Source organism: Rhizobium rosettiformans W3, from assembly GCF_004912135.1.
GTDB classification, from domain to species: Bacteria; Pseudomonadota; Alphaproteobacteria; order Rhizobiales; family Rhizobiaceae; genus Allorhizobium; species Allorhizobium rosettiformans.
Genome location: NZ_STGU01000004.1, coordinates 152,226 through 176,198, shown reverse-complemented (window position 1 = coordinate 176,198; position 23,973 = coordinate 152,226). Strand labels below are relative to the sequence as shown.

The 23,973-nt window shown below is 61.5% G+C and carries 26 protein-coding genes; 16 read left to right on the top strand and 10 right to left on the bottom strand.

Annotated elements, in window-relative coordinates:
* Positions 1 to 14 precede the first annotated feature (14 nt).
* The 7 genes from FAA86_RS09200 to deoA are packed head-to-tail and all read left to right on the top strand — an operon-like array spanning position 15 to position 6,910.
* Positions 15 to 1,535, top strand: coding sequence for an ABC transporter ATP-binding protein (locus FAA86_RS09200; RefSeq protein ID WP_113458220.1), 1,521 nt, complete (start codon positions 15 to 17; stop codon positions 1,533 to 1,535).
* Positions 1,536 to 1,542: 7 nt separating this feature from the next.
* Positions 1,543 to 2,646 carry an ABC transporter permease gene (locus tag FAA86_RS09195; RefSeq protein ID WP_113458219.1) on the top strand — a complete coding sequence of 368 codons (1,104 nt, stop codon included), beginning with the start codon at positions 1,543 to 1,545 and terminating at the stop codon, positions 2,644 to 2,646.
* 10 nt (positions 2,647 to 2,656) lie between these two features.
* Positions 2,657 to 3,628 (top strand): ABC transporter permease, encoded by a 972-nt coding sequence (locus FAA86_RS09190; protein WP_136539963.1) that lies wholly within the window; start codon positions 2,657 to 2,659, stop codon positions 3,626 to 3,628.
* Between the two features lie 3 nt (positions 3,629 to 3,631).
* The gene (locus tag FAA86_RS09185) at positions 3,632 to 4,024 is read left to right on the top strand and encodes a cytidine deaminase (protein ID WP_113458217.1); all 393 of its coding nucleotides are present in this window, start codon (positions 3,632 to 3,634) and stop codon (positions 4,022 to 4,024) included.
* Positions 4,021 to 4,827 carry a purine-nucleoside phosphorylase gene (locus FAA86_RS09180; protein WP_136539961.1) on the top strand — a complete coding sequence of 269 codons (807 nt, stop codon included), beginning with the start codon at positions 4,021 to 4,023 and terminating at the stop codon, positions 4,825 to 4,827. The genes FAA86_RS09185 and FAA86_RS09180 overlap by 4 nt, the downstream gene beginning before the upstream one ends.
* Complete coding sequence (gene deoC / locus FAA86_RS09175; RefSeq protein ID WP_136539960.1) at positions 4,820 to 5,590, top strand: deoxyribose-phosphate aldolase; 771 nt, start codon at positions 4,820 to 4,822, stop codon at positions 5,588 to 5,590. Before FAA86_RS09180 ends, deoC begins: the two co-directional genes overlap by 8 nt.
* 3 nt (positions 5,591 to 5,593) lie before the next feature.
* Positions 5,594 to 6,910, top strand: a complete 1,317-nt coding sequence (gene deoA / locus FAA86_RS09170) for a thymidine phosphorylase (protein WP_136539958.1) — start codon at positions 5,594 to 5,596, stop codon at positions 6,908 to 6,910.
* A gap of 12 nt (positions 6,911 to 6,922) precedes the next feature.
* Here the strand turns inward: deoA and FAA86_RS09165 are convergent, their stop codons facing one another.
* From FAA86_RS09165 to FAA86_RS09135, 7 genes are all read right to left on the bottom strand, one after another.
* Positions 6,923 to 7,444, bottom strand: coding sequence for a TIGR02281 family clan AA aspartic protease (locus FAA86_RS09165; protein ID WP_136539955.1), 522 nt, complete (start codon positions 7,442 to 7,444; stop codon positions 6,923 to 6,925).
* Positions 7,445 to 7,570: 126 nt separating this feature from the next.
* Complete coding sequence (gene upp / locus FAA86_RS09160; protein WP_113458212.1) at positions 7,571 to 8,200, bottom strand: uracil phosphoribosyltransferase; 630 nt, start codon at positions 8,198 to 8,200, stop codon at positions 7,571 to 7,573.
* 106 nt (positions 8,201 to 8,306) lie between these two features.
* Positions 8,307 to 9,275, bottom strand: a complete 969-nt coding sequence (locus FAA86_RS09155; protein ID WP_136539953.1) for an adenosine deaminase — start codon at positions 9,273 to 9,275, stop codon at positions 8,307 to 8,309.
* On the bottom strand, positions 9,272 to 10,492 hold the full coding sequence (locus FAA86_RS09150) for a phosphopentomutase (RefSeq protein ID WP_136539951.1): 1,221 nt from the start codon (positions 10,490 to 10,492) through the stop codon (positions 9,272 to 9,274). The genes FAA86_RS09155 and FAA86_RS09150 overlap by 4 nt, the downstream gene beginning before the upstream one ends.
* Before the next feature lie 86 nt (positions 10,493 to 10,578).
* A complete protein-coding gene (locus FAA86_RS09145; RefSeq protein ID WP_136540416.1) occupies positions 10,579 to 11,181 on the bottom strand; it encodes a TadE/TadG family type IV pilus assembly protein in 603 nt (200 codons plus the stop codon).
* Between the two features lie 17 nt (positions 11,182 to 11,198).
* Positions 11,199 to 11,840: a TadE/TadG family type IV pilus assembly protein gene (locus FAA86_RS09140; RefSeq protein WP_136539949.1), complete on the bottom strand. Its 642-nt coding sequence runs from the start codon at positions 11,838 to 11,840 to the stop codon at positions 11,199 to 11,201.
* Positions 11,841 to 11,948: 108 nt separating this feature from the next.
* The gene (locus tag FAA86_RS09135) at positions 11,949 to 12,302 is read right to left on the bottom strand and encodes a pilus assembly protein N-terminal domain-containing protein (RefSeq protein ID WP_167494943.1); all 354 of its coding nucleotides are present in this window, start codon (positions 12,300 to 12,302) and stop codon (positions 11,949 to 11,951) included.
* A 521-nt stretch (positions 12,303 to 12,823) separates the two neighbouring features.
* Here FAA86_RS09135 and FAA86_RS09130 point away from each other — a divergent pair.
* The 9 genes from FAA86_RS09130 (at position 12,824) to FAA86_RS09090 (ending at position 21,771) form a co-directional block, all read left to right on the top strand.
* The gene (locus FAA86_RS09130; protein WP_136539945.1) at positions 12,824 to 13,021 is read left to right on the top strand and encodes a Flp family type IVb pilin; all 198 of its coding nucleotides are present in this window, start codon (positions 12,824 to 12,826) and stop codon (positions 13,019 to 13,021) included.
* A 155-nt stretch (positions 13,022 to 13,176) separates the two neighbouring features.
* Positions 13,177 to 13,689: an A24 family peptidase gene (locus tag FAA86_RS09125; protein WP_136539943.1), complete on the top strand. Its 513-nt coding sequence runs from the start codon at positions 13,177 to 13,179 to the stop codon at positions 13,687 to 13,689.
* A gap of 114 nt (positions 13,690 to 13,803) precedes the next feature.
* Positions 13,804 to 14,616, top strand: a complete 813-nt coding sequence (gene cpaB, locus FAA86_RS09120) for a Flp pilus assembly protein CpaB (protein ID WP_113458205.1) — start codon at positions 13,804 to 13,806, stop codon at positions 14,614 to 14,616.
* 13 nt (positions 14,617 to 14,629) lie between these two features.
* The gene (locus FAA86_RS09115; protein WP_136539941.1) at positions 14,630 to 16,183 is read left to right on the top strand and encodes a type II and III secretion system protein family protein; all 1,554 of its coding nucleotides are present in this window, start codon (positions 14,630 to 14,632) and stop codon (positions 16,181 to 16,183) included.
* 59 nt (positions 16,184 to 16,242) lie between these two features.
* Entirely contained in the window at positions 16,243 to 16,920 is a 678-nt protein-coding gene (locus FAA86_RS09110; protein WP_136539939.1) for a CpaD family pilus assembly protein, read from the top strand.
* A 30-nt stretch (positions 16,921 to 16,950) separates the two neighbouring features.
* A complete protein-coding gene (locus FAA86_RS09105) occupies positions 16,951 to 18,240 on the top strand; it encodes a CpaE/TadZ family protein (protein WP_136539937.1) in 1,290 nt (429 codons plus the stop codon).
* Positions 18,241 to 18,265: 25 nt separating this feature from the next.
* The gene (locus FAA86_RS09100; protein WP_136539933.1) at positions 18,266 to 19,750 is read left to right on the top strand and encodes a TadA family conjugal transfer-associated ATPase; all 1,485 of its coding nucleotides are present in this window, start codon (positions 18,266 to 18,268) and stop codon (positions 19,748 to 19,750) included.
* Positions 19,751 to 19,755: 5 nt separating this feature from the next.
* On the top strand, positions 19,756 to 20,772 hold the full coding sequence (locus FAA86_RS09095) for a type II secretion system F family protein (protein ID WP_136539931.1): 1,017 nt from the start codon (positions 19,756 to 19,758) through the stop codon (positions 20,770 to 20,772).
* Positions 20,773 to 20,784: 12 nt separating this feature from the next.
* Complete coding sequence (locus FAA86_RS09090) at positions 20,785 to 21,771, top strand: type II secretion system F family protein (protein WP_136539929.1); 987 nt, start codon at positions 20,785 to 20,787, stop codon at positions 21,769 to 21,771.
* Positions 21,772 to 21,789: 18 nt separating this feature from the next.
* On the opposite strand, the gene FAA86_RS24550 is transcribed toward FAA86_RS09090, so the two are convergent.
* From FAA86_RS24550 to pncB, 3 genes are all read right to left on the bottom strand, one after another.
* The gene (locus FAA86_RS24550) at positions 21,790 to 21,945 is read right to left on the bottom strand and encodes a hypothetical protein (RefSeq protein WP_167494934.1); all 156 of its coding nucleotides are present in this window, start codon (positions 21,943 to 21,945) and stop codon (positions 21,790 to 21,792) included.
* A 92-nt stretch (positions 21,946 to 22,037) separates the two neighbouring features.
* Positions 22,038 to 22,502, bottom strand: coding sequence for an SRPBCC family protein (locus tag FAA86_RS09085; RefSeq protein ID WP_113458198.1), 465 nt, complete (start codon positions 22,500 to 22,502; stop codon positions 22,038 to 22,040).
* 103 nt (positions 22,503 to 22,605) lie between these two features.
* Positions 22,606 to 23,910 carry a nicotinate phosphoribosyltransferase gene (gene pncB / locus FAA86_RS09080; protein WP_113458197.1) on the bottom strand — a complete coding sequence of 435 codons (1,305 nt, stop codon included), beginning with the start codon at positions 23,908 to 23,910 and terminating at the stop codon, positions 22,606 to 22,608.
* Positions 23,911 to 23,973 lie beyond the last annotated feature (63 nt).

Sequence of the window (23,973 nt, the reverse complement as noted above, 5' to 3'; positions counted from 1 at the left end):
TCTGGGGGACCGGAATGAGTGCAGCCAACCAGGCACCCGCGATCGAACTGATCGGCATCGACAAGAAATTCGGTGCGGTGCATGCCAACAAGAACATCAATCTGACGGTCGCCAAGGGCTCCATCCACGGCATCATCGGTGAAAACGGCGCCGGCAAATCGACGCTGATGTCGATCCTTTACGGCTTCTACCAGGCCGATCACGGATCCATCCAGATCGACGGCAAGCCAATCATCATCAAGGACAGTCAGACCGCCATCAATTCTGGGATCGGAATGGTGCACCAGCACTTCATGCTGGTCGAGAATTTTACCGTGCTCGAAAACCTGATGCTCGGCGCCGAAGGCGGCGCGCTGCTCGGCAAGGGCACGGATGCTGCGCGTGCGGCGCTGAAGAAGCTGGAAGAGGACTATGAACTGGATGTTGATCCCGACGCTGTTGTCGAGGAACTGCCGGTCGGTCTGCAGCAGCGCGTCGAAATCCTGAAAGCGCTTTATCGCGGCGCCGAGATCCTGATCCTCGACGAGCCGACGGGCGTTCTCACACCGGCGGAAGCCGACCACCTGTTCAAGATCCTCGGCGTGCTGCGCGACCAGGGCAAGACGGTCATCCTGATCACCCACAAGCTGCGCGAGATCATGGCGATCACCGACACGGTCTCCGTCATGCGCCGTGGCGAGATGGTGGCCACCCGCAAGACCGCCGAGACGACGGTCGAAGAGCTGGCCGAGCTGATGGTCGGCCGCCGCGTGCTCCTGCATGTGGAGAAGAAGCCGGCCAATCCGGGCGAGATCTTCCTCTCCGTGCGCAATCTGACGGTCAAGGACAATCGCGGCGTCGTGATGGTGGACAATGTCTCCTTCGACGTCCGCGCCGGCGAGATCGTCGGCATTGCCGGTGTGGCCGGCAATGGCCAGAGCGAGCTGCTCGAGGCGATCACGGGCATTCGCAAGCCGGTGGCCGGCGAGATCTGGATCAATGGCCAGAACGTGGCCGGGCTTGATCCGGCGGAACTGCGCGGCATCGGGGTCGCCCATATTCCGGAAGATCGCCATCACATGGGCCTGGTGCTGCCCTTCGAGGAGAGCCAGAACGCGATCCTCGGCTATCACCGCGACGAACGCTACGGCAAGGGCATGTTCTTAAGCCCGGACCTGATCCGCAAGGCGGCCGTCGAGGAGATCGAGAAATACGACATCCGCCCGCCGAACCCGCGGCTGAAGACCGCCAATTTCTCCGGCGGCAACCAGCAGAAGATCGTCGTTGCCCGCGAGATCGAGCGCGATCCGAAGCTCTTGATCGTCGGCCAGCCGACCCGCGGCGTCGACATCGGCGCGATCGAATTCATTCACAAGCGGATCGTCGAGACGCGCGATGCCGGCAAGGCCGTGCTGCTCGTTTCCGTCGAACTCGACGAGATCCGCTCGCTTTCCGACCGCATTCTGGTGATGTTCGCCGGCAAGGTCGTCGGCGAGAAAACGCCTGACACCGGCGAACAGACACTCGGCCTGATGATGGCCGGCATTGCCGCTTGAGGATTTGATGAGCACTGCATCCGTACCCCTTCCGAACTGGATCAACTATGCGCTGCTGCCGCTGATCAACCTCCTGCTCGCCTTCCTGGTTTCGGGCCTTGTCGTCTGGATCATCGGCGAAAACCCGTGGGACGCCCTGAAGCTGATGCTCGAAGGCGCTCTCGGCAGCGGCGAAGGCATCGGTTTCACGCTGTTTTATGCGACGAACTTCATTTTCACCGGGCTTTCGGTGGCTGTCGCCTATCATGCCGGACTGTTCAACATCGGCTCCGAAGGCCAGGCCTATCTCGGTGGTCTCGGTGCGGCGCTCGCGGCACTGGCGCTAGATCATTACGTGCCGTGGTATGTGACCATGCCGTTTGCGATCATGGCCGCAGCGCTCTTTGGTGCTGCTTGGGCCTTCATCCCGGCCTGGCTTCAGGCAAAGCGCGGCAGCCATATCGTCATCACCACGATCATGTTCAACTTCATCGGCGCAGCGCTGATGGTCTATCTGCTCGTCAACGTGCTGATTGTGCCGGGCAAGATGGCGCCGGAAACCCGCACCTTCCTCGAGGGTGGACAGTTGCCGAAGCTCGACTGGCTGATCTCGATGTTCGGCGGCACGCTTGGCCCGGCCCCGTTCAACGTCTCCTTCCTGATCGCGCTCGTCATGTGCGTGCTGGTCTGGGTGCTGATCTGGCGGACCAAGCTCGGCTTCGAGATGCGGACCCTCGGTATCAGCCGCTCGGCCGCCGCCTATGCCGGTATTCCCTATGTGAAGATCGTCATGATCACCATGCTGATCTCCGGCGGCCTTGCCGGCATGATGGCGTTGAACCCGGTGCTCGGCGCCTCTGCCCGACTGCAGGTGGAATTCGTCGCGGGGGCCGGCTTCGTCGGCATTGCCGTCTCGCTGATGGGACGCAACCATCCGCTCGGCATCGTGCTCGCCGCCATCCTGTTCGGCATCCTCTATCAGGGCGGAGCCTGGCTCTCCTTCGACATGCCGAACATCACTCGCGAGATGATCGTCGTCATCCAGGGTCTCGTGATCCTGTTTGCCGGCGCGCTCGAATACATGTGCCGGCCGATGATCGTGCGCATCTACCAGACACTGACCAAGGCCTGAGGACGAGACCATGGAATCCTTTGACATGCTCATCAGCATCCTCGGCTCGACGATCCGTCTGTCGATCCCGCTGATCCTCGCTGCCCTTGCCGGTCTTTATTCCGAACGCGCCGGGGTCTTCGATATCGGTCTCGAGGGCAAGATGTTGGCAGCCGCCTTTGCTGCTGCCTGTGTTGCCTATCTCACCGGCTCGGCCTGGCTCGGGCTCTTCTCCGGCATCGCCGTTTCGCTCGTCTTCTCGCTGATCCATGGCTTTGCTTCGATCACCAATCGCGGCAACCAGATCGTCTCGGGCGTGGCCCTGAACTTCGTCGCAGCGGGTCTGACCGTGGTGCTCGGGCAAGCCTGGTTCGGCCAGGGCGGACGCACGCCGCAGGTCTCCGGAGAAGGCCGTTTCTCGCCGATCATGCTGCCGGGTGCGGACGTGATGCGCGACGTCCCGTTCATCGGGCCGCTCTATTCGAACGTCATCTCCGGCAACAACATCCTGACCTATATGGCCTTCCTCGCCGTGCCGATCTCCTGGTGGGTGCTTTATCGCACGCGCTTTGGCCTTCGCCTGCGCGCTGTTGGCGAAAACCCCGGTGCCGTCGATACGGCGGGTATTTCGGTCACCTTCCTGCGCTACCGCGCCGTGCTAATGGCCGGGCTGTTGTGTGGCATTGCCGGGACTTATCTCGCGATCGCCCAGTCGGCGGCCTTCATCAAGGACATGTCGGCGGGCAAGGGCTTCATCGCGCTTGCAGCGCTGATCTTCGCCAAGTGGAAGCCGGTGCCGGTCATGTTCGCCTGCCTCCTGTTCGGCTTCCTCGATGCGCTCGCAAACTTCATGCAGGGCAAGGAGATCCCGGTCATCGGCGAAGTGCCGGTCCAGCTCTTCCAGGCCCTGCCCTATATCCTGACCTGCATTCTGCTTGCGGGCTTCATCGGCGCTGCCAACCCGCCTAAGGCCGGTGGCGTCGCCTATACCAAGGAGCGCTGATCGATGGCTCACGACCTCTTCGAAGCCGCGCGCGACGCGATGCAATTCGCGCACGCGCCCTATTCCAAGTTCCCCGTGGGTGCAGCCATCCGTGCGGATGATGGCAAGATCTATACCGGCGCGAACATCGAGAACCTCTCGTTCCCGCAAGGATGGTGTGCGGAGCCGACGGCGATCGGCTGCATGATCATGGGCGGCGGCAAGAAGATCATCGAGATGGCCGTGATTGCCGAGAAGCTGGCGCTCTGCCCGCCCTGCGGCGGTTGTCGGCAGAAGATCTCGGAATTCGCTTCGGCGAGTACCAAGATCTATCTTTGCGACGAGGTCGGCGTGCAGAAGACCATGACCATGGACGAGTTGCTGCCGCTCAGCTTCAAGACGGATATCCTGGGATGAAGGCAGCGGTCGATCTTCTCGTCGAGCGCCTGAACGGCCTCATGCCCCGCCACGGGATCGTTCTCGGCTCGGGCCTCGGCTCGCTCGTCAACGAGGTTCGTGACGCCGTCCGCATCCCCTACTCCGATCTGCCGGGTTTTCCGTTGAGCGGTGTTTCCGGCCATGCCGGGGAAATCGTTGCCGGCTATCTCGGGCGCACCCCCGTCATCATGCTGGCCGGGCGCATGCATTACTACGAACACGGCGATGCCAATGCGATGCGCAAGCCGATCGAAGTGCTGATGGGGATTGGCGTCAAGTCGCTGATCCTCACCAATGCGGCCGGCTCGCTGCGTGAGGACATGGCACCGGGCTCGGTGATGCAGATTACCGACCACATCAACTTCTCGGGCAAGAACCCGCTGATCGGCGAGCCGAGCGACGGGCGTTTTGTCGGCATGACCTCGGCCTATGACGCCGAGCTGCAGGCATCCATGCGGGCAGCCGCGGAAGCCGAAGGCGTGCCGCTCTCGCAGGGCGTCTATATGTGGTTTTCCGGACCGAGCTTCGAGACGCCGGCGGAGATCCGGATGGCCCGTATCCTCGGGGCAGACGCGGTCGGCATGTCGACCGTGCCGGAAGTCATTCTCGCCCGCTTCTTTGGCCTGAGGGTTGCAGCCGCCTCCGTGATCACCAATTATGGAGCTGGCATGACCGGTGGCGAACTCAGCCACGAAGAAACAAAAGACATGGCGCCGATCGGCGGCAAACGTCTGGCCAGCATCCTCAAGAGGATGCTCGGCGGAGGAAACGACATTGAATAATCCAGAACTGCGTGCCGTGGCTTCACGGGCACTTGCACTCCTCGATCTTACCAATCTGAAGGACGATTGCACCCCCGACCAGATCGTCACGCTTTGCGAGAGGGCTCAGAGCCCCTTCGGGCCGACGGCTGCGATCTGCATCTGGCCGCGCTTCGTGATGCAGGCGCGCACGCTGCTTGGTCCCGATAGCCCGATCCGGATCGCCACCGTGGTCAACTTCCCCTCTGGCGAGATGAAGACCGAGGACGTGCTGGCCGAGACGCGCGATGCGGTGGCCGACGGCGCCGACGAGATCGACCTGGTCATTCCCTATCGTGCGCTTGCCAAGGGCGACGAGAAGGCCGTGACCGATATGGTGACGGCGGTGAAGGGCGCATGCGGCCCGGCGATCCTGAAGACGATCCTCGAGACCGGGGAGTTGAAGGACATTGCTCTGATCCGCCGTGCTTCGGATCTCTCGATTGCCGCAGGGGCCGACTTCATCAAGACCTCGACCGGCAAGGTCGGCGTCAATGCGACGCTGGAAGCCGCCGACATTATGCTGCAGGCGATCCGCGACAGCCGCAAGAAGGTGGGCTTCAAACCCGCCGGTGGCATTTCGACCGTTGCCGATGCCGGTCACTATCTGAGGCTTGCCGATACCATCATGGGCGACGACTGGGTGATCCCCTCGACCTTCCGCTTCGGTGCTTCCGGCCTCCTCGACGACATCATCGCCGTCTTGTCCGGCGAACGATCCACGGCTGCGGCATCGGGATATTGAACCATGCTTCCTCAGGAGATCATCCGGCGCAAGCGTGACGGCAAGGCTCTCAGCGGGCAGGAAATCGCCAGCTTCATCGAGGGCCTTTCCAGCGAAACGATCTCCGAGGGACAGGTCGCGGCCTTCGCCATGGCCGTCTTCTTTCAGGGCATGAGCCCGGACGAGATCGTGGCGCTGACGCTTGCGATGCGCGATTCCGGCGATGTGCTCTCCTGGGCTGGTGTGGGCAAGCCCGTGGCCGACAAGCATTCGACCGGTGGCGTGGGCGACAATGTCTCGCTGATGCTCGCACCCATCGTTGCAGCCTGCGGGCTGGCGGTGCCGATGATCTCCGGTCGAGGGCTCGGTCATACCGGCGGCACGCTCGACAAGCTGCAGTCGATCCCCGGCTATGACGTGATGCCTGATAATGTCACCTTCCGCCGGACGGTCGATCGCGCCGGCTGCGCGATCATCGGCCAGACGGGGGATCTCGCACCGGCCGACAAGCGGCTCTATGCGATCCGCGACGTGACGGCGACGGTGGAGTCCATTCCGCTGATCACCGCTTCCATCCTCTCGAAGAAGCTCGCAGCCGGGCTTGAGAGCCTAGTTCTCGACGTGAAGGTCGGCAATGGCGCCTTCATGGCGAAAGCCGAGGATGCCGAAGCCCTGGCGCGCTCGCTGGTGCGGGTGGCGAACGGCGCCGGGGTGAAGACCACGGCACTTCTGACCGACATGAACGAGCCGCTGGCCGACTGCGCGGGCAACGCGATCGAAGTGCAGAATGCGGTCGACTTCCTGAAGGGCGGCAAGAGCGGCACGCGGCTTGAAGAGGTGACGCTGGCGCTGGGCGCCGAGATGCTGGTGAATGCCGGGGTCGAAAGCGACCGGGCAGCGGCGCTGGCCAGTTGCCGGGACGCTCTGGCCTCCGGTCAGGCGGCAGAGCTCTTCGGCCAGATGGTGCGCGAACTCGGTGGCCCCTCAGACTTCATGGAGAAGGCGTCAAGCTATTTGCCGCGCGGCAAGGTCGACGTCCCGGTTCTTGCCGAGCAGGACGGTTATCTCAGCGCCTGCGACACACGTCGCCTCGGGCTGGCAGTGGTGTCCCTTGGCGGTGGCCGGCAGCGTCCGAGCGACGCGATCGATCATGGCGTGGGCCTCTCCGGCTTCAGGCCGCTGGGCACGAAGGTCGAAAAGGGTGAACCGATCGCCTTTGTTCAGGCCAATGACGAGGCTGCTGCGGCTGAAGCCGCGAAGACAGTGGCGGAATGCTACAGCATTTCTGCTGCAAAGCCGGGTGCGACGCCGGTCATCGGTCTGCGCATCGGCGCAGAGTGAAAGCCAAGGGGTTTACTGGATCATCCGCAGGATGCGCTTCTCGGCGGTGTAGGACTTTAGCTTCTGCATGAAGCTCATGCCGACGAGCGTGGAAGATAGTGCCTCGTCGCCGAGAACCACCGCATCGACGTTTCGCACCCGGATGCTGCCGATCTCGATGCGGTCGAGAACCACATGGGCGGCTTTCGTCGATCCGTTCGCCGTCCTCACCTGGTGTTGGAAATCGAGCGCTGCCGGGCTGAAGCCAAGGCGGCGGGCGGTGGAGACGTTGATCGCGACCAGGGAGGCGCCGGTATCAACCATGGCCTCGATGGGCTTGCCGTTGATCCTGAAGGTACCGGTATAGTGGCCATTGGGCGCCATGGTCAGCACCGTCTGGCCTGAAGGCGTCGCGGCGACGGGCTTGGCGGCAACCTCTTGCGGACCGGCTGTCTCGCGCTCGTCCAGCATCACCTGAACCTTCTCGGCGATCGTCGGCCACTGGCTGGCCGACAGGGCGAGCATCAGGACCGTGAACAGCGTGCGAGCGAACATCCGTCATCTCCGTGAGCGATGGGGAGGGATGCTAGCAGCCGCGATCCGGAATTTGGATAACGCATCACGCAAAACGGCCCGAAACCGGGATTTCGGGCCGCCAAAGCTTGCGATCTGGTTAAGAAATCACTTCGTTCCGTACATGCGGTCGCCGGCATCGCCGAGGCCGGGCATGATATAGCCCTTCTCGTTGAGATGGCTGTCGATCGATGCGGTGAAGATCGGCACGTCCGGATGGGCGGCGTGGAAATTCTTGATGCCCTCCGGTGCGGCGAGAAGGCAGAGGAAGCGGATGTTCTTTGCGCCGCGTTCCTTGAGCTTCTCGATGGCCGCGATCGAGGAATTGCCGGTGGCAAGCATGGGGTCGACGACAATGATCAAGCGCTCGGACAGGGCTTCCGGTGCCTTGAAGTAGTATTCGACGGCCTGCAGGGTTTCATGATCGCGATAGACGCCGACATGGGCGACGCGGGCGGCCGGAACCAGCTCGAGCATGCCTTCGAGCAGACCATTGCCGGCACGCAGGATGGAAGCGAAGACCAGCTTCTTGCCTTCGAGGATCGGCGACTGCATTTCGGTCAGCGGCGTCTCGATCGTCTCCATGGTCAACTCGAGATCGCGGGTGACCTCATAGCAGAGGAGCGTCGAGATTTCGCGCAGGAGCCGACGGAAGCTCGAGGTCGATGTTTCCTTGCGGCGCATGATCGTCAGCTTGTGCTGCACGAGGGGGTGATCGATGACTGTTACGCCGTCCATGGTCGAGCCTTCTTTTCTTGTTTTCTGAGGTGCTTCTATTTTCACGTTCTCTGAAGATGCCGCAAGAGCGATGCCGGTTTTTGACCGGTCTTCAACAGTTGCGGCGTCACAGGGCGGCGAGAAGCCGGGCCCTCGTCTCCTCATCGACGAAGGCGGCCTCGATCGCGGTGCGCGTCATGCCGTTGATTTCTTCATCCGTGAAGCCGAACGCGCTCGATGCCCAGTCGTATTCCTGCGCGAGCGACGTGCCGAAGAAGGGCGGATCGTCGGAATTGATGCAGACCTTTACGCCAGCATCGTGGAACTTCCGCAGCGGGTGGCTTGCGAGATCCGGAAAGACCTTGAGCGCGATGTTGGAGCCGGGGCAGACTTCGAGCACCGTGCCGAGGTCAACGAGGCGGCGCACGAGGTCGGGGTCTTCGATGGTGCGGACGCCGTGGCCGATGCGCGACGGCTTCACGAGATCAAGCGCATCGGCGACGCTGAAGGCGCCACAGACTTCGCCGGCATGGATGGTGAGGCCAAGGCCTGCATCACGCGCAATATCGAAGGCGCGGGCATAATCGGCCACACGCCCCATGCGCTCCTCGCCGGCCATGTTGAAGCCAGTGATGAGCGGATTGTCGCTGCGGGCGGCATATTCGGCGGCGGCAATGACGCTCTCGGGACCGAAATGGCGTTCACCCGTCACGATGATGCGCGTCTCGATGCCGGTTGCGGCTTTCGCAGCCTCGATGCCGGCGGTGATGCCGGCGAGGTAGGTATCGGCGCCAAGTCCGATCCGGTCGCCGTGATCGGGAGAGACGATGATTTCGCTGTAGATCGTGTCGACGGCGGCGAGTTCACGGAGATAGGTTTCGGTCAGCAGCGCGTAATCCTCTTCCGTGCAAAAGAGTGCGGCGACGCGGTCATAAGCCTTGATGAATTCGGCAAAGTCGTTCCAGGCATAGGTGCCGTCGCGCATGAAGGTCGCGGGATCGACGCCGTATTTCTGAGCCTGCGCAAGGGCCAGCGCCGGCGATGCCGCACCCTCGAGATGACAGTGCAGTTCGGCCTTCTTCAGTCTTTTCGTCACAGGAAGCTCCGTCCGTGGCGGCCGGGTTCGATGCCCAAATGCGCCGCGATGGTTTCGCCGATATCGGCATAGGTGTTGCGCACACCGATGTTGCGGGAGCGCACACCTGGGCCGAAGCACATGATCGGCACGCGTTCGCGGGTGTGGTCAGTGCCGCGCCAGGTGGGATCGCAGCCGTGATCCGCGGTCATCAGGACCATGTCGCCCTGCTTCAGCTTGCGATGCACTTCGGGAAGTCGGCGATCGAAGGCCTCCAGGGCGGCGGCATAGCCCGGTACGTCGCGACGGTGGCCGAAGAGCATGTCGAAATCGACGAAATTGGTGAAGACGAGATCGCCGTCCTCCGCCTCGTCCATGACCTTCAGGGTCGCATCCATCAGCGCCATATTGCCATTGGCCTTGATGACGCGGGAGACACCCTGGTGGGCAAAGATGTCGCCGATCTTACCCACGGCATGGACCTTGCGGCCAGCCTCGACCAGGCGATCGAGCAGGGTCGGCTCCGGCGGCAGCACAGAGTAGTCGCGGCGATTGCCGGTGCGCTCGAAGGTCTGGACCGTTTCGCCGATGAAGGGGCGGGCAATGACCCGGCCGATGTTGAGCGGGTCCAGAAGCTTGCGGACGATCTGGCAGAGTTCGAGCAGGCGTTCGAGACCGAAATGGGTTTCATGGGCTGCGATCTGGAAGACGGAGTCGCTCGACGTGTAGCAGATCGGTTTGCCCGTACGGATGTGTTCTTCGCCGAAGCGGGCGATCACCTCGGTGCCTGAGGCGTGGCAGTTGCCGAGAATGCCCGGAAGGTTCGCTTCCCGACAGATTGCTTCGACCAGATCGGCTGGAAAAGCCTCGTCACCCTCCGGGAAATAGCCCCAGTCGAACATGACGGGCGTGCCGGCAATTTCCCAATGGCCTGAGGGCGTGTCCTTGCCGTGCGAGACTTCGCTTGCGGCGCCATGCAGTCCGAAGACCCGCTCCGGGATCGGCATGCCATCGGGAACCTTGCCGGTCGCGAGTTTGGCTGCGGCCAGAAGGCCAAGGGCGGACATGTTGGGCAGGGCAAGCGGTCCCTGGCGCAGGCCCTTGCGGTCTCCCGCGCCAGCCGAACAGAATTCGGCGATGTGGCCGAGGGTATCCGAACCGTCATCACCATAGGACGGTGCGTCGGGCGCACCGCCGATGCCGAAGGAATCAAGAACGAAGAGGAAAGCGCGTGCCATGTGGAACCCACGGCCGGGTCTGGTTTGTTCTTGTGCCGGCCTTCGCCAGCATCCTTAGCGCCTGTCCGATGCCTTGGCAAACCTGCTCAGCAATCCGAGCAGGTGACCTCGGTGCCGAGGCGCTGGCGGAAATAGAATTCGCGGCCAATCGTCAGGCTCTTGGCTTCCGAACCAGTCATGCCCGGCAGGTACATCATCAGTTCATGCGTGACGCTGAGTTCGCTGCGGATGAGGAAGGTGTCGGCCACCAGCATGTCGGCGGGGACCGGCGCATCGCTGCCAACCGCATAGGGTGCAAGCCCCGTGGTGGACCAGGACCAAGCGACCTTGGCCGATTTGGAGGAGTCGATCCGGATCGCGCTCACATTGATGAGCAGATTATTGGACGCATAGGGAACGAAAATCGCCCCCGTAACGTCGGACATCGTCGCCAGGAAAGTCTTGTTGACATTCTCCTGGCGGGCGACGAGATCGGCGATCGTGCTGCTCGCCATCGAGGTCTTCTTGGCAACGCTCAGACCCATCGTCAGCTCGAAGGCCATGAGATAGATAACGATCAGCATCGGCGCGACGATGGCAAATTCGACGCCGCCCACGCCCTGCCGGTCGTGCACAAGACGCTTCAACGTGCGGCGGGCTGCGGTTGCGCCCTGCTTGAAACGGGCCAGGCTCTGGGTCAGCACGGACATATCTCCACCCCGGGCGCTCATGGATAGTTCTCGTTCTGGAAGGCTGTTGTCGCAACGATAAGGAAGTCAGACGGCATGGAGCCGTCGGCGGGCCTGATCGTCGTGATGAAGGGACGCACGAGGTCGGTGATCACCTGCCAACGATAATAGGCGCGCAGCATGTTGATCGAGGACGGTCCGCCGGGCGTGAACTTGAAGCTCGTCGGGTCGATGTCCGAATAGGCTGCCGTCGACTTGCGCGGGATCGTCTTCGGGATCGCGGCGAAACTCGTGAAGGTTCGTGCGTCGATGTACAGCTTGTTCGGCGTCGCGATTTCCTCTTCCGAGCACTGGATCATAATGTTCACCTCTCCGCAGAACGCCCTGCGAAACTTGGTGATGTCCATGTCCGTCGTCGAACGGTTGAGGTTGTAGGTGATCTGGCCTGTGCGCAGCTCTCGGCCGAGCGTATTGACGGCATTGGTGACCAATTGCTCGGCTGCAAAGGCGACGAAGGTCTCAATGATCGCGAAGACGATCAAGAAATAGGGCACTGCGAGGATCGCGAACTCGATGGCGGCGGCGCCATCGCTGGACCGCACAAGTTTCCGCCAAAGACGGAAGCGCGGTCCGCGGACACGCTCGTTGCGGTGGTTGCGATCATTCGTCTGGCTGGTCATAGCCTTATCCATCCCCAAAGATGAGGAGAAGCTACGGACGAAATATTGATATTCCGTTTCCCGAATCTTTACAGTTTGTCGATCCGGCTGAAGTCTATGGTCACACTCTTACGGAGACCCACCCGTCTTGGCGTGCTCTTCGCAGTTCGGCGTGCAGGACAGAACGGTTCGCGCCGTGGACTTGAAGACGCGGACAGTGCTGGATTCATCGATCGAAACGAGGATGCGTTCATCAACGATCGCATTGCCGTCTGCATCAAGCAGGACAAGGTTGGTGGTGCCGTAAGCGCGACCGGTCAGAACAATCGTCTTCGAATCCGCGACTGTGGCGTCTGCGACTTCGGCATTGCCAACGATGACCTTGCTGACCGGGCGATCAAGCTTCAGTACGCGCGCGCTATTCATATAGACACGCAGGATGCCGTCTTCTTCCGCATGGGCTGCGGGCGCAGGCGAGACCATGGCGAAGGCCAGGCTCAGGGCGGCAGCGGCGGCGAAACGACGGTCGGACATGGACGTGCCTTTGATATACGCGCGTGAAGAGGTGCCGAGAGGATGCCGGCTTTTGGTGAATGAAGCGTTAAGCCGATTAGGGCATCACTTAAGCGATAGGAGCCGGTCACACCTGCACCCAATCTCCGCCTAGCGTTGCGGGCCTTGAAGGGTCTGCGCGTGCCATATCGATACGGAAATACCGGCGGAATTGTTAACTCGCGCCGGCCTTCGGCATTCAGGCGATGTCGATGCCTGGCCGAGTAGACTGGCGCGCGCGGGAAAAGCCTGAAATTCTGGGGCATAGGCTCGGTTTTTACGGACTGTATCCAGCATTCGTTTACCACATCGCGGGCTAACGCGGTTTCACGATCTGCTAACCGTTTTTCTTAAGCCGATGGCAATAGGCCGGCACGTAGGTTGGCGACATCCGAGCAACGGCAAACAGTTGCCGGCAGTGCTGATCAACCTCGCGGAGTAGGAGAAATAACATGACCAAGCTTTTCGCACGTTTCATCAAGGACGAGTCCGGCGCAACCGCCATCGAATACGGCCTGATCGCCGCCCTCATCTCGGTCGCCCTCATCACCGGCGCGACGACGCTGGGTGGCGCTCTGAACAACACCTTCCAAAGCATTGGTACCGAAATGAACGGTGCAGGCACTGCAGCCGCTAACGCTGGCAACTAATAAGATTTGCAGGCGTGGCGCCGAAACCGCCGCACTGGAGGCCGCTCTTAACCGGGCGGCCTTTCTGCATGCATGCACAGCGTGCCCCTGAACCAAGGTTTGTTTCCGGAATCTCAACACAAATTCAGTATGCAGGCTGACGAGGAGTAGCAGCCATGTATTCAGCGATCGTCTTTCTTGTTCTTCCAGCCTGCCTCGTCATGGCAGCTCTCACAGACTTCTTGGAGATGACGATCCCGAACTGGATCTGCCTCCTGCTGGTCGGCGCTTTCGTCGTCATTACTCCCTTCAGCGGCATGTCGGCCATCGCGCTTGGCTGGCACTTGGCGGCCGCCATGCTGGTGTTCATCGGGTGTTTCGGTCTTTTCGCGCTGAACGTCATGGGCGGCGGTGATGCCAAGCTGCTGACTGCTGCCGCGCTCTGGTTCGGCTTCAACCCTTCGCTGTTTACGTTTCTCGTGTTCACGGGTTACCTCGGCGGCGCCTTGACCATCCTGGTCCTTCTTTTGCGCGCCAATTGGGACAAGCTCGCCACGGTGGGTGTCAGGCTGCCGCAGACCCTGATGGTCGCCAAGAAGATTCCTTACGCAATCGCTATCGGCGCTGCCGGGTTGATCGCCTATCCCAGCTCCCCGCTTGTGGTCGCAGCTATTCAGAGCAGCAACTAGAAGCGCAAAGAAACCTTACGTTAACTACGATTGTAAGCGGCTCATTAACCATAAGTACACCAATTCCTGATCAATCTTTCCGGCAGAACCTATTGCGTCGCCCGAGGATCGATCATGAAACCCGCCCGTCTCATCATACTCGCTGTCGCCGTCGTGGCTGCCGGTATGGCCGGTCTCCTCGCCATGCGGCTGAGCGGCAACAAGACCGTCGTCGTCCAGGATGCCGTGATCGAGAAGGCCCCGACCGTCGACGTTTTGGTCTCTGCCAAGAACCTGCCGGTTGGTGCCCGGCTCGATGAAACCTCCATGCGCTGGATGCCCTGGCCGGAAGGCAGCATCGTCGATGGCTTCATTACATCCTCAACGCGACCCGATGCACTGACCGAGCTCACCGGCGTCGTCGTGCGCCTGCCTGTTTTTGAAGGTGAGCCGCTGCGGCGCGAAAAGATCGCCGATTCCTCGTCCCGCATCCTTTCGGCGCTGCTGCCATCGGGCAAGCGTGCCGTGTCGACCGAGATCTCGGTTGCAACCGGCGCCGGCGGCTTCATCCTGCCGAACGATCGTGTCGACGTGATCATGGTCCGCAAGGGCGACGAAGACAATTTTCTGACCGAGACCGTCCTGTCCAATGTCCGTGTTCTGGCGATCGACCAGCAGATCGAGGAAGCGCCCGACGGCTCCAAATCCGTGATCGGCACGACCGCGACGCTGGAACTGACGCCGGAGCAGACCAAGGTGATCACCGTCGCACAGCAGATGGCCGATCGTCTGTCTCTTGCCCTTCGTTCGGTTGCGGACGCCCAGGAGGAAGACACCTCAGCTGCCGATCATTTGCTGAGCGGCGGAGACGGTCAGCCGACCATCCAGGTCATCAAGTCCGGCGAGGTCGTCAAATCGAATTCCTCGACCGCCAATTCCATGCAGTGAGTGGGGACGCACCGTGGCCAGCCTGACGCATAAACTTCGAGTTTCCCTGACCGGCGGCATCGCCTTCGCCATGGTGATGAGCGGAGCCCCGATCACGCTTTCAAAGCACGGGTCCGTGATGCCGGCTGCTCAAGCAGCACAGGAAACGGTCATGCGGATCACCAATTCCGGACCTGGCGCGCGTCGAACGGTGAAGCTTGGTCTTAACAAGGCTCTCGTCGTTGATCTGCCCGCTGACGCACACGATATTCTTGTCGCCGATCCTTCCATGGCAGATGCGGTTACCCGCTCTTCGCGCCGGATCTATCTCTTCGGCAAAACCGTCGGACAGACCAACATCTTCATCTTTGGCTCAGACGGCCAGGAGATCGTCAGCCTCGACATCGAGATTGAGCGGGATATTGCAGGACTTGAAGCGAACCTGCGTCGCTTCATTCCACAATCGGATATCAAGATCGAGATCGTCTCGGACAACATTGTGCTGACGGGCACCGTCCGGACGCCACAGGATGCGGCGCGCGCCGAAAACCTTGCCGAGGCGTTCCTAAAGGGCGGTGAAGCGACGACGCGCAACACGACCGCTTCAGGCGGGGACAACGGCGGCGACGTCGCCATATACGCCGAAGAGCGGCAGACGTCCCAGATCGTCAATCTTTTGACCATCGAAGGCGAAGATCAGGTTACGCTCAAGGTCACCGTTGCTGAAGTCAGCCGGCAGGTGCTGAAGCAGCTCGGCTTCTCGGGCAGCATTTCGGATGGTTCCACCGGCATCAGCTATGCCAATCCGTCCAATCTCGGCAATGCGATCGATCCCACCGGAACGGCCACGCTTTCGGCAGGCATCGGTGGTCTGGGTATCAACACCTATATCAATGCAATGGAACAGGCCGGTGTCATGCGCACCCTGGCCGAGCCCAGCCTGACCGCAATTTCCGGCGAGCCCGCCAAATTCTATGTGGGTGGCGAGTTCCGTCTTGCCGGGCCTCAGGAGGTCACAAGTGACGAAGAAAGCACATCCATCCAGCGCACGACACAGAGCGTTGACTATGGCATCGAGCTGAATTTCCGCCCCGTCGTTCTGGCACCGGGCCGCATCAGCCTGCAGATCGAGACGAATGTCTCCGAACCGACCTGGGAAAACTCGCAGGTGACAGGCAACATCCTGAATCAGATTCCGGGATCGACCTTCATGTCCATCCGCAAGCGCGAAGCCTCGACCACGGTCGAGCTGCCCTCCGGTGGTTCGATCGTCATCGCGGGTCTCGTGCAGGACAATATCCGCCAGGCGATGTCCGGCCTGCCGGGTCTCTCCAAGGTGCCGGTCTTGGGTACCCTGTTCCGCAGCAAGGACTTCCAGCGCAACGAGACCGAACTCGTCATCATCGCAACGCCCTATCTGGTGCGGCCGGTGGCGCGCGGTGCCCTCTCCAGGCCGGATGACAATTTCAACCCCGAGAACGACGGCGCGACCTTCTTCCTGAACAAGGTGAACAAGGTCTATGGCCGCCGCGAAAACAGCGAACCGACCGGCCAGTACCATGGCGCGGTAGGCTTCATCTACAAGTAAACGGCGCGAGGATCGTGATGAAACACTCGGCACGTCAAGTCAGGGAAAGTCGGCCAGCCATGGCATCCGCACGTCAGTCATTCCAGCGTCTCGTCCTGTCCGGCATCGTTCTTGGGACCGTTGCCGTGCTTTCCGGCTGCGGCAGCATGAAGGACCAGATGTCCACCTCGGCAATTCCGGACGATTATCGCACGCGCCATCCGATCATGCTGAGCGAAGTGGAGCACACGCTCGATGTGCCGATCGCGTCCGGCGACCGCAGGCTGACGGTGAGCGTTCAGGATTCGATCGCAGGCTTTGCGGCGGACTACCTTTCGGCCTCGACCGGCACGATCCAGATCATGGTGCCTCACGGCGCGCCGAATTCGGGGGCTGCATCGGACATGCGCAAGCAGATCCGCCAGGTGCTGACCGCACGCGGCGTGCCTTCGAACCGGATCATCGAGACCTCCTATCAGGCGGACCCGAACAGCAATGCCGCACCCGTGCGGATCAGCTATGTGGCCATCACGGCCATGACCAATCCTTGCGGCGAGTGGCCTGAAGATCTGCAGGACAACACTTTCAGCAACAAGAACTACCATAATTTCGGCTGCGCGACGCAGAGCAATCTCGCCGCTCAGATTGCCAATCCGATGGATCTCGTGACCCCGCGCGACATGGCGCCGATCGATGCGACCCGACGGTCGACCGTCATCGGCCTCTATCGCAAGGGCAGCGATACCTCAACGAACTGATGCAGCAGTCCAACAGGACGGGATGAGAGCATGAACGCGATCGATTATGACATCGGCGAACCCAATGGCGGATATCGCGCGGATACTGATACCGTCGTTGCGGGCGAGGTCGACAACCTCCGCCCCCTGCCGCGCATCTCCATCCATGCCTTCTGCATCAGCGACACCGTTCATCGGACCATGGAGCAGTGCGCGGGCGACCGGCGCATGGCCCGGGTCAGCATGCGCGTCACGCACGGCAACATTGCCGCAGCGGCCAACATGTTCTCGTCGACGCCGACGCCGAACCTCATCATCCTGGAAACCGATGCCGGCCCCCGTGATCTGATGGCGGAACTGGCGCCGCTTGCCGAGGTCTGCGATCCGAGTTCGCGGGTCATTGTCGTCGGCCGCCACAACGATATCGCGCTCTACCGCGAACTGATCCGCAACGGCATTTCGGAATATATCGTGGCGCCGTTCACGATGGCGGACATGATGGGCTCGATCGCCTCGATCTTCGTCGACCCAGAAGCCGAACCTCTCGGCCGGACCATCGCCTTCATCGGCGCCAAGGGCGGCGTCGGGTCCTCGACGATCGCCCATAACTGCGCCTTCGGCATTTCGTCGCTCTTCTCAACGGAGACGGTTCTGGCCGATCTCGACCTGCCCTTCGGGACGGCCAATATCGATTTCGACCAGGATCCGGCGCAGGGCATGGCGGAAGCGGTGTTTTCCCCGGAGCGCCTCGACGAGGTCTTCCTCGATCGCCTTCTGACGAAGTGTGGCCAGAACCTTTCGCTGCTCGCGGCACCCTCCATGCTCGACCGCGGTTACGACTATGAACGCGGCGCTTTCCAGCCGATTCTGGATGTGCTGCAGCGGACGGCGCCCATCACCGTCCTCGATCTGCCGCATACCTGGGCGGACTGGACGCGCGCCGTGCTTTCCGATGTCGACGACATCGTCATCACCTGCGCACCCGATCTCGCCAATCTGCGCAACATGAAGAACATGATCGATGCGCTGAAGAAGCTGAGGCCGCAGGACAAGCCGCCGCATCTCATCCTCAACCAGGTGGGTATGCCGAAGCGCCCGGAAATCGCGCCTTCCGACTTCTTCGAGCCGCTCGAACTCGAACCCGTCGCCATCATTCCGTTCGACGCCCAGCTTTTCGGCACTGCTGCCAATAGCGGCCGGATGATCAGCGAGATGGACGGGAAGTCGCCGACGGCGGAGACATTTTCGCAGCTTGCCCATCTCGTGACGGGCCGCGCGACGATCAAGAAGCCAAAGAAGGCGGGCCTCGGCTCGTTCATCGAGAAACTGCGCAAGAAGTGACCGGTAACAGGAACAGGTAGAGCTCATGTTTGGCAAACGCGGAAACGACGGTTTCGGCAAAGGCGGGGCGGGCGTCGGCACGATCCCGGCACAGCCGGCTGCTGCCGCGCCTGCGGCACGCACCAGCACGCTCATCGAACCCGGCAGTCCCGAGGTCAGCAACCGACAGCAGGTGACGCCGCCGTCGATGCAAACGCCGAGCCGCAAGAAGCCGCCGCGGACGGAAGACTATTACGACACCAAGAGCCAGGTTTTCTCGGCACTCATCGATACGATCGATCTGTCGCAGCTGGCGAAGCTCGACGGCGAAAGCGCGCGCGAAGAAATCCGCGACATCGTCAATGACATCATCACCATCAAGAATTTCGCGATGTCGATTTCCGAGCAGGAAGAACTGCTCGAAGACATCTGCAACGACGTTCTGGGTTATGGTCCGCTCGAGCCGCTGCTCGCGCGTGACGACATCGCCGATATCATGGTCAACGGCGCCGGCCAGACCTTCATCGAAGTGGGCGGCAAAACCATCGAGTCGGAAATCCGCTTCCGCGACAATTCGCAGCTTCTGTCGATCTGCCAGCGCATCGTCAGCCAGGTCGGCCGCCGTGTGGACGAATCGAGCCCGATCTGCGACGCACGCCTTCCCGACGGTTCGCGTGTCAACGTCATTGCTCCGCCGCTTGCGATCGACGGGCCGGCACTCACCATTCGTAAGTTCAAGAAGGACAAGCTGAACCTGGCGCAGCTCGTCAAGTTCGGTGCGATCACGCCCGAAGGTGCCGAGGTCCTGCAGATCATCGGCCGCGTGCGTTGCAACGTCGTCATTTCAGGCGGGACCGGCTCGGGTAAGACGACGCTTCTCAACTGCCTGACCGGCTTCATCGACCAGGACGAGCGCATCATCACCTGCGAAGATACGGCCGAACTTCAGCTGCAGCAGCCGCATGTCGTGCGTCTTGAAACGCGTCCGCCGAACATCGAAGGCGAAGGCGAGATCACCATGCGCGATCTCGTGAAGAACTGCCTCCGTATGCGCCCCGAACGCATCATCGTCGGTGAAGTGCGTGGACCGGAGGTTTTCGACCTGTTGCAGGCGATGAACACCGGTCACGACGGCTCGATGGGCACCATCCACGCCAATACGCCGCGCGAATGCCTGAGCCGTATGGAATCGATGATCGCCATGGGCGGCTTCTCGCTGCCGGCCAAGACCGTGCGCGAGATCATATCCGGCTCGATCGACGTCATCATCCAGGCTGCCCGCCTGCGCGATGGTTCGCGCCGCATCACCCACATCACCGAAGTCATCGGGATGGAAGGTGACGTCATCATCACCCAGGATCTGATGCGCTACGAGATCGAGGGCGAAGACGCCAACGGCAAGATCATCGGCCGGCACATGTCGACCGGCATCGGCAAGCCGCATTTCTGGGACCGTGCCCGCTACTACAACGAAGATCGTCGTCTCGCCGCCGCGCTCGACAACATGGAACAGAAGTCGAAGGGGATCTGACACGCATGTTCGGCATCGATCCCACCATTCTCGCCATCGTGCTCCTGGTCGCCGTCTCGACCGGTGCGGTGGCCTATGGTGTCCTCTATTCCCGGATCGAGACCGACAAGAAGACGGCGAGCCGCATCAACCGCGTGCGGGCTGCCGAAACGGATACCACGCAGATGAAGGCCGCACGCGACCGCGTGCAGGAGATTTCCAAACGCCGCAAGTCCGTGCAGGACTCCCTGAAGGAGCTGGAAAAGAAGCAGCAGCAGGAAAAGTCCAGGAAGGCAAATGCGGCAAGCCTCAAGGCGAAACTGGTGCAATCCGGCCTGTCCGTGTCGGTCACCCAGTTCTACCTGCTGAGCGCCGTGCTCGGCGTCGTCGTTCTGGCCATGACTTTCCTCGCGGGCATGCCGCCGCTCGTGATGGTCGGCGGTGCCTTCGTCGCCGGCCTCGGCCTTCCGCGCTGGGTCGTCGGCTTCCTCGTCAAACGGCGGCAGAAGAAGTTTCTCGAGGAGTTTCCGAACTCGCTCGACGTCATGGTGCGTTCGATCCGGTCTGGCCTGCCGCTCAACGATGCGATCCGGATGATCGCCGCCGACGGTCAGGAGCCGGTCAAGACCGAGTTCCGTCGGATCGTCGAATCCCAGCAGCTGGGCTTGAGCGTCTCCGATGCGGTTGCCCGCATGCACCAGACCATGCCGCTCAACGAGGTCAGCTTCTTCGCCATCGTGATCGCGATCCAGGGCCAGGCGGGCGGCAACCTCTCGGAAGCGCTGGCCAACCTGTCGCGTGTCCTCCGTGACCGCAAGAAGATGAAGGCGAAGGTCAACGCCTTGTCGATGGAGGCGAAGGCTTCGGCTGCCATTATCGGCGCCCTGCCCTTCATCGTCGCTTTCCTGGTCTACCTGACGTCACCGGGCTACATCACCATCCTGTTCACGGACTCGCGCGGGCATCTCATCCTCGGTTGTTCTGCGGTGTGGATGAGCATCGGGCTGCTGGTCATGCGTAACATGATCAATTTCGAGATCTGAGGAGCGGCGGCGATGACGGAAGACTGGGCAGCACGTTTCACCGATCCGGCGCTGGTGATAGCCATTCTCGTGGCGCTTGCCGTGTTCGCCACCTTCTACACGATCGCCATGCCCTACTTCGAGCGCGGCGACCTGAACAAGCGCATGCGTGCGGTCTCCACGGAGCGTGACCTGATCCGCGCCCGGGAACGGGCGAAGCTGAATGCCGAAGCGGCTCAAAGCCGCGCATCGCTCAGAACGACCAACAACAAATCCGTCCGAGACATTGTCGAGCGCTTCAATCTGCGCAAGGCGCTGGTGGACGATACGACGGTCGACAAGCTGAAGGCGGCAGGTCTGCGGTCGCAGAACGCGCTCAACATGTTTCTCGTCGCGCGCTTCCTCTTGCCGTTCGCGACGCTGGCACTGACCGCTTTCTGGATTTTCGTGATGGGCAATCTGGCGGAAAAGCCTCTGCCCATGCGGCTCTTCGCCACCATTGTCGGCGGCTATATCGGCTTCTACCTGCCGAACATCTACATCTCGAACAGAATCACCAAGCGTCAGCAGTCGATCCGCCGTGCCTGGCCGGATGCGCTGGACCTGATGCTGATCTGCGTCGAATCAGGCATTTCGCTCGAAGCCGCCATGCGTCGCGTCTCGGAAGAGATCGGCGAGCAATCGCCTGAACTGGCCGAGGAAATGGTTTTGACGACAGCAGAGCTTTCGTTCCTGCCGGATCGTCGACAGGCGCTGGAAAATCTCGGCACGCGCACGCAGCTCGATGGCGTGAAGAACGTCGTGCAGGCCCTCATTCAGGCAGACCGTTATGGTACCCCGGTGGCGCAGGCCTTGCGCGTTCTGGCGCAGGAAGGGCGTGACGAGCGCATGAACGAGGCGGAGAAGAAGGCAGCGGCACTGCCGCCCAAGCTCACCGTTCCGATGATCCTGTTCTTCCTGCCCGTGCTGATCGCCGTTATCTTGGGCCCCGCCGGGATCCAGGTGTCCGACCGGTTCTGAGCCAGCGGTCGCGCAAGGTCAGTGAACGGTCGCGAGCTCTTCTTCGAGAAGCTTCAGCGCATCCTGCAGCGCTTCGACCAGGATGTCCGTGAGTTCGTCGGATTTGTTCTCGAGAAGCATCAGCTTGACCGCCATGTCCTGCTGCTCGAAATACTGATCAGGTCCTTCGTTCATCGTCATGTCCCCTTAAGGCCGAATCATCTCGGCTGGTTCCACGATGATGATCTTTCCTTGCGCCGAGCTTTCAGCCTATCGGGCCTGCAAGGTCAAGCCTCGGCTTTCACGCCGCCCGACGTGACGGCCGCGCTGAAGTTCGAGAAGAACTCGCCGGCGAGTTTCTTCGACGTCGATTCGATCAGGCGGCTGCCGAGTTGGGCGATCTTGCCGCCAACTTCGGCCTTTACGGTGTAGGTGAGAAGCGTGGCGCCGTCTTCCTCTGGAGTGAGAGTCACATCGGCGCCACCCTTCGCAAAACCCGCCAGACCGCCCTTGCCTTCGCCCGAGATGGTGTAGGAGTGCGGCGGGTTGAGGTTCTGCAGCTCGACCGCGCCTTCGAACTTGGCCTTGATCGGACCGATCTTCAGCACGACCTTCGCATTCATGTGGGTATCCGAGGTCTTTTCCAGGCTCTCGCAGCCGGGGATCGACTGACGGAGGATTTCCGGATCGTTGAGCGCCTGCCAAACGGTCTCCACCGGCGCCTCGATGCGCTCGCTGCCTTGCATGTCCATCCGGCATTCCTCCCTTGCAGATCGCGGGCTCCCTCCCGCAGCCATCAAGACTGCATGGCTGACGCGACAGATGCAAGACTGCTAAAGCAGGAGATGGGTGAAGTCAGACGAGAACAGCCTGCTCGACGCGGTCCTTCGAGCCGAAGAACCTGATGTAGCGCTCGACCTCGGCCGGATCGCCCGTTGCCTTGCGCGGATTGTCGGAGAGCTTCACGGCCGGGCGGCCATTGGCCTCGGAGACCTTGCAGACGATGGAGATCGGCTTCAGGCCGGCAATCTCGCGCGGCGCGCAACCGGCAAAGTCGTTGGTGAGGTTCGTGCCCCAACCGAAGGACATGCGGACGCGGCCGGCAAAATGGCGGTAGGTGTCGATGATCGCATCGACATCGAGGCCATCGGAAAAGATCAGCAGCTTCTTGCGCGGATCGCGGCCCATTTTCTTCCACCACTCGATGATCTTTTCACCACCTTCGATGGGCGGCGCGCTGTCGGGGCGGAAGCCTGTCCAGTCGGCAACCCATTCCGGTGCGTGCTCGAGGAAGGAGGTGGTCCCGTAGGCATCCGGGAGGACGATCAGGAGATTGCCGCCATACAGCTGGTTCCAGTCTTTCAGAACCTGGTAGGGCGCGGCCGCCAGCTGCTCATCGGTCTTGGCGAGCGCGGCGACGACCATCGGCAATTCGTGTGCGTTGGTGCCGACGGCTTCCAGATCGCTATCCATGGCGAGGAGGACGTTGCTGGTGCCGGTGAAGGCCGGGCCGATGCCTTCCTTCAAGGCTTCGACGCACCAGCGCTGCCAGAGAAAGCTGTGGCGGCGGCGGGTGCCGAAATCGGAAATGCGAAGGCCCGGCAGCTCCCGCAGGCGCTCGACCTTGGCCCACATCTTGGCCTTGGCGCGCGCATAGAGCACATCAAGCGTGAAATAGCCGAGGGAGCGCATGGCGGCGCGCGAACGCAGCTCGTTGATGATCGCGAGCGCCGGGATCTCCCAAAGTGTCGTCTCCATCCAGGTGCCGTGGAAGGTCAGTTCATACTGACCGTCGCGCTTGGCGAGTTCGTATTCGGGCAATTGCAGATTGCCGAGCCAGGCGAGAAATTCGGGTTCGAAGATCTGGGCGCGGCCATAGAAGCTGTTACCGGCGAGCCAGATCATCTCCTTCTTGGTGAGACGCAGCGAGCGGACGTGATCGAGCTGTTCGCGGAGTTCCTGTTCGTCGATTTCCTCGGCAAGGCGCACCGATGTGGTTCGGTTGATCAGGGTGAAGGTGGCGTTCACCTCCGGGTAGAGCTTCCAGATCATCTGGAGCATCAGGAGCTTGTAGAAGTCGGTGTCGATCAGGCTGCGGATGATGGGATCGAGCTTCCAGGTGTGGTTATAGACCCTGGTCGCAATATCTGTCTTGGTCATGATCGACTGCCTTATGATCCGCAGCCGGAACTGCAGCGGACGGCCGGAACGTTTCGGCCGCTT

Bases quoted from the DNA above. Each gene is read 5' to 3' on its own strand.
- FAA86_RS09200 (WP_113458220.1), top strand. From the start codon at position 15: ATGAGTGCAGCCAACCAGGCACCCGCGATCGAACTGATCGGCATCGAC.
- FAA86_RS09195 (WP_113458219.1), top strand. From the start codon at position 1,543: ATGAGCACTGCATCCGTACCCCTTCCGAACTGGATCAACTATGCGCTG.
- FAA86_RS09190 (WP_136539963.1), top strand. From the start codon at position 2,657: ATGGAATCCTTTGACATGCTCATCAGCATCCTCGGCTCGACGATCCGT.
- FAA86_RS09185 (WP_113458217.1), top strand. From the start codon at position 3,632: ATGGCTCACGACCTCTTCGAAGCCGCGCGCGACGCGATGCAATTCGCG.
- FAA86_RS09180 (WP_136539961.1), top strand. From the start codon at position 4,021: ATGAAGGCAGCGGTCGATCTTCTCGTCGAGCGCCTGAACGGCCTCATG.
- deoA (WP_136539958.1), top strand. From the start codon at position 5,594: ATGCTTCCTCAGGAGATCATCCGGCGCAAGCGTGACGGCAAGGCTCTC.
- FAA86_RS09165 (WP_136539955.1), bottom strand. From the start codon at position 7,444: ATGTTCGCTCGCACGCTGTTCACGGTCCTGATGCTCGCCCTGTCGGCC.
- upp (WP_113458212.1), bottom strand. From the start codon at position 8,200: ATGGACGGCGTAACAGTCATCGATCACCCCCTCGTGCAGCACAAGCTG.
- FAA86_RS09150 (WP_136539951.1), bottom strand. From the start codon at position 10,492: ATGGCACGCGCTTTCCTCTTCGTTCTTGATTCCTTCGGCATCGGCGGT.
- FAA86_RS09145 (WP_136540416.1), bottom strand. From the start codon at position 11,181: ATGTCCGTGCTGACCCAGAGCCTGGCCCGTTTCAAGCAGGGCGCAACC.
- FAA86_RS09140 (WP_136539949.1), bottom strand. From the start codon at position 11,840: ATGACCAGCCAGACGAATGATCGCAACCACCGCAACGAGCGTGTCCGC.
- FAA86_RS09135 (WP_167494943.1), bottom strand. From the start codon at position 12,302: ATGGTCTCGCCTGCGCCCGCAGCCCATGCGGAAGAAGACGGCATCCTG.
- FAA86_RS09130 (WP_136539945.1), top strand. From the start codon at position 12,824: ATGACCAAGCTTTTCGCACGTTTCATCAAGGACGAGTCCGGCGCAACC.
- FAA86_RS09125 (WP_136539943.1), top strand. From the start codon at position 13,177: ATGTATTCAGCGATCGTCTTTCTTGTTCTTCCAGCCTGCCTCGTCATG.
- cpaB (WP_113458205.1), top strand. From the start codon at position 13,804: ATGAAACCCGCCCGTCTCATCATACTCGCTGTCGCCGTCGTGGCTGCC.
- FAA86_RS09110 (WP_136539939.1), top strand. From the start codon at position 16,243: ATGGCATCCGCACGTCAGTCATTCCAGCGTCTCGTCCTGTCCGGCATC.
- FAA86_RS09105 (WP_136539937.1), top strand. From the start codon at position 16,951: ATGAACGCGATCGATTATGACATCGGCGAACCCAATGGCGGATATCGC.
- FAA86_RS09100 (WP_136539933.1), top strand. From the start codon at position 18,266: ATGTTTGGCAAACGCGGAAACGACGGTTTCGGCAAAGGCGGGGCGGGC.
- FAA86_RS09095 (WP_136539931.1), top strand. From the start codon at position 19,756: ATGTTCGGCATCGATCCCACCATTCTCGCCATCGTGCTCCTGGTCGCC.
- FAA86_RS09090 (WP_136539929.1), top strand. From the start codon at position 20,785: ATGACGGAAGACTGGGCAGCACGTTTCACCGATCCGGCGCTGGTGATA.
- FAA86_RS24550 (WP_167494934.1), bottom strand. From the start codon at position 21,945: ATGAACGAAGGACCTGATCAGTATTTCGAGCAGCAGGACATGGCGGTC.
- FAA86_RS09085 (WP_113458198.1), bottom strand. From the start codon at position 22,502: ATGGACATGCAAGGCAGCGAGCGCATCGAGGCGCCGGTGGAGACCGTT.
- pncB (WP_113458197.1), bottom strand. From the start codon at position 23,910: ATGACCAAGACAGATATTGCGACCAGGGTCTATAACCACACCTGGAAG.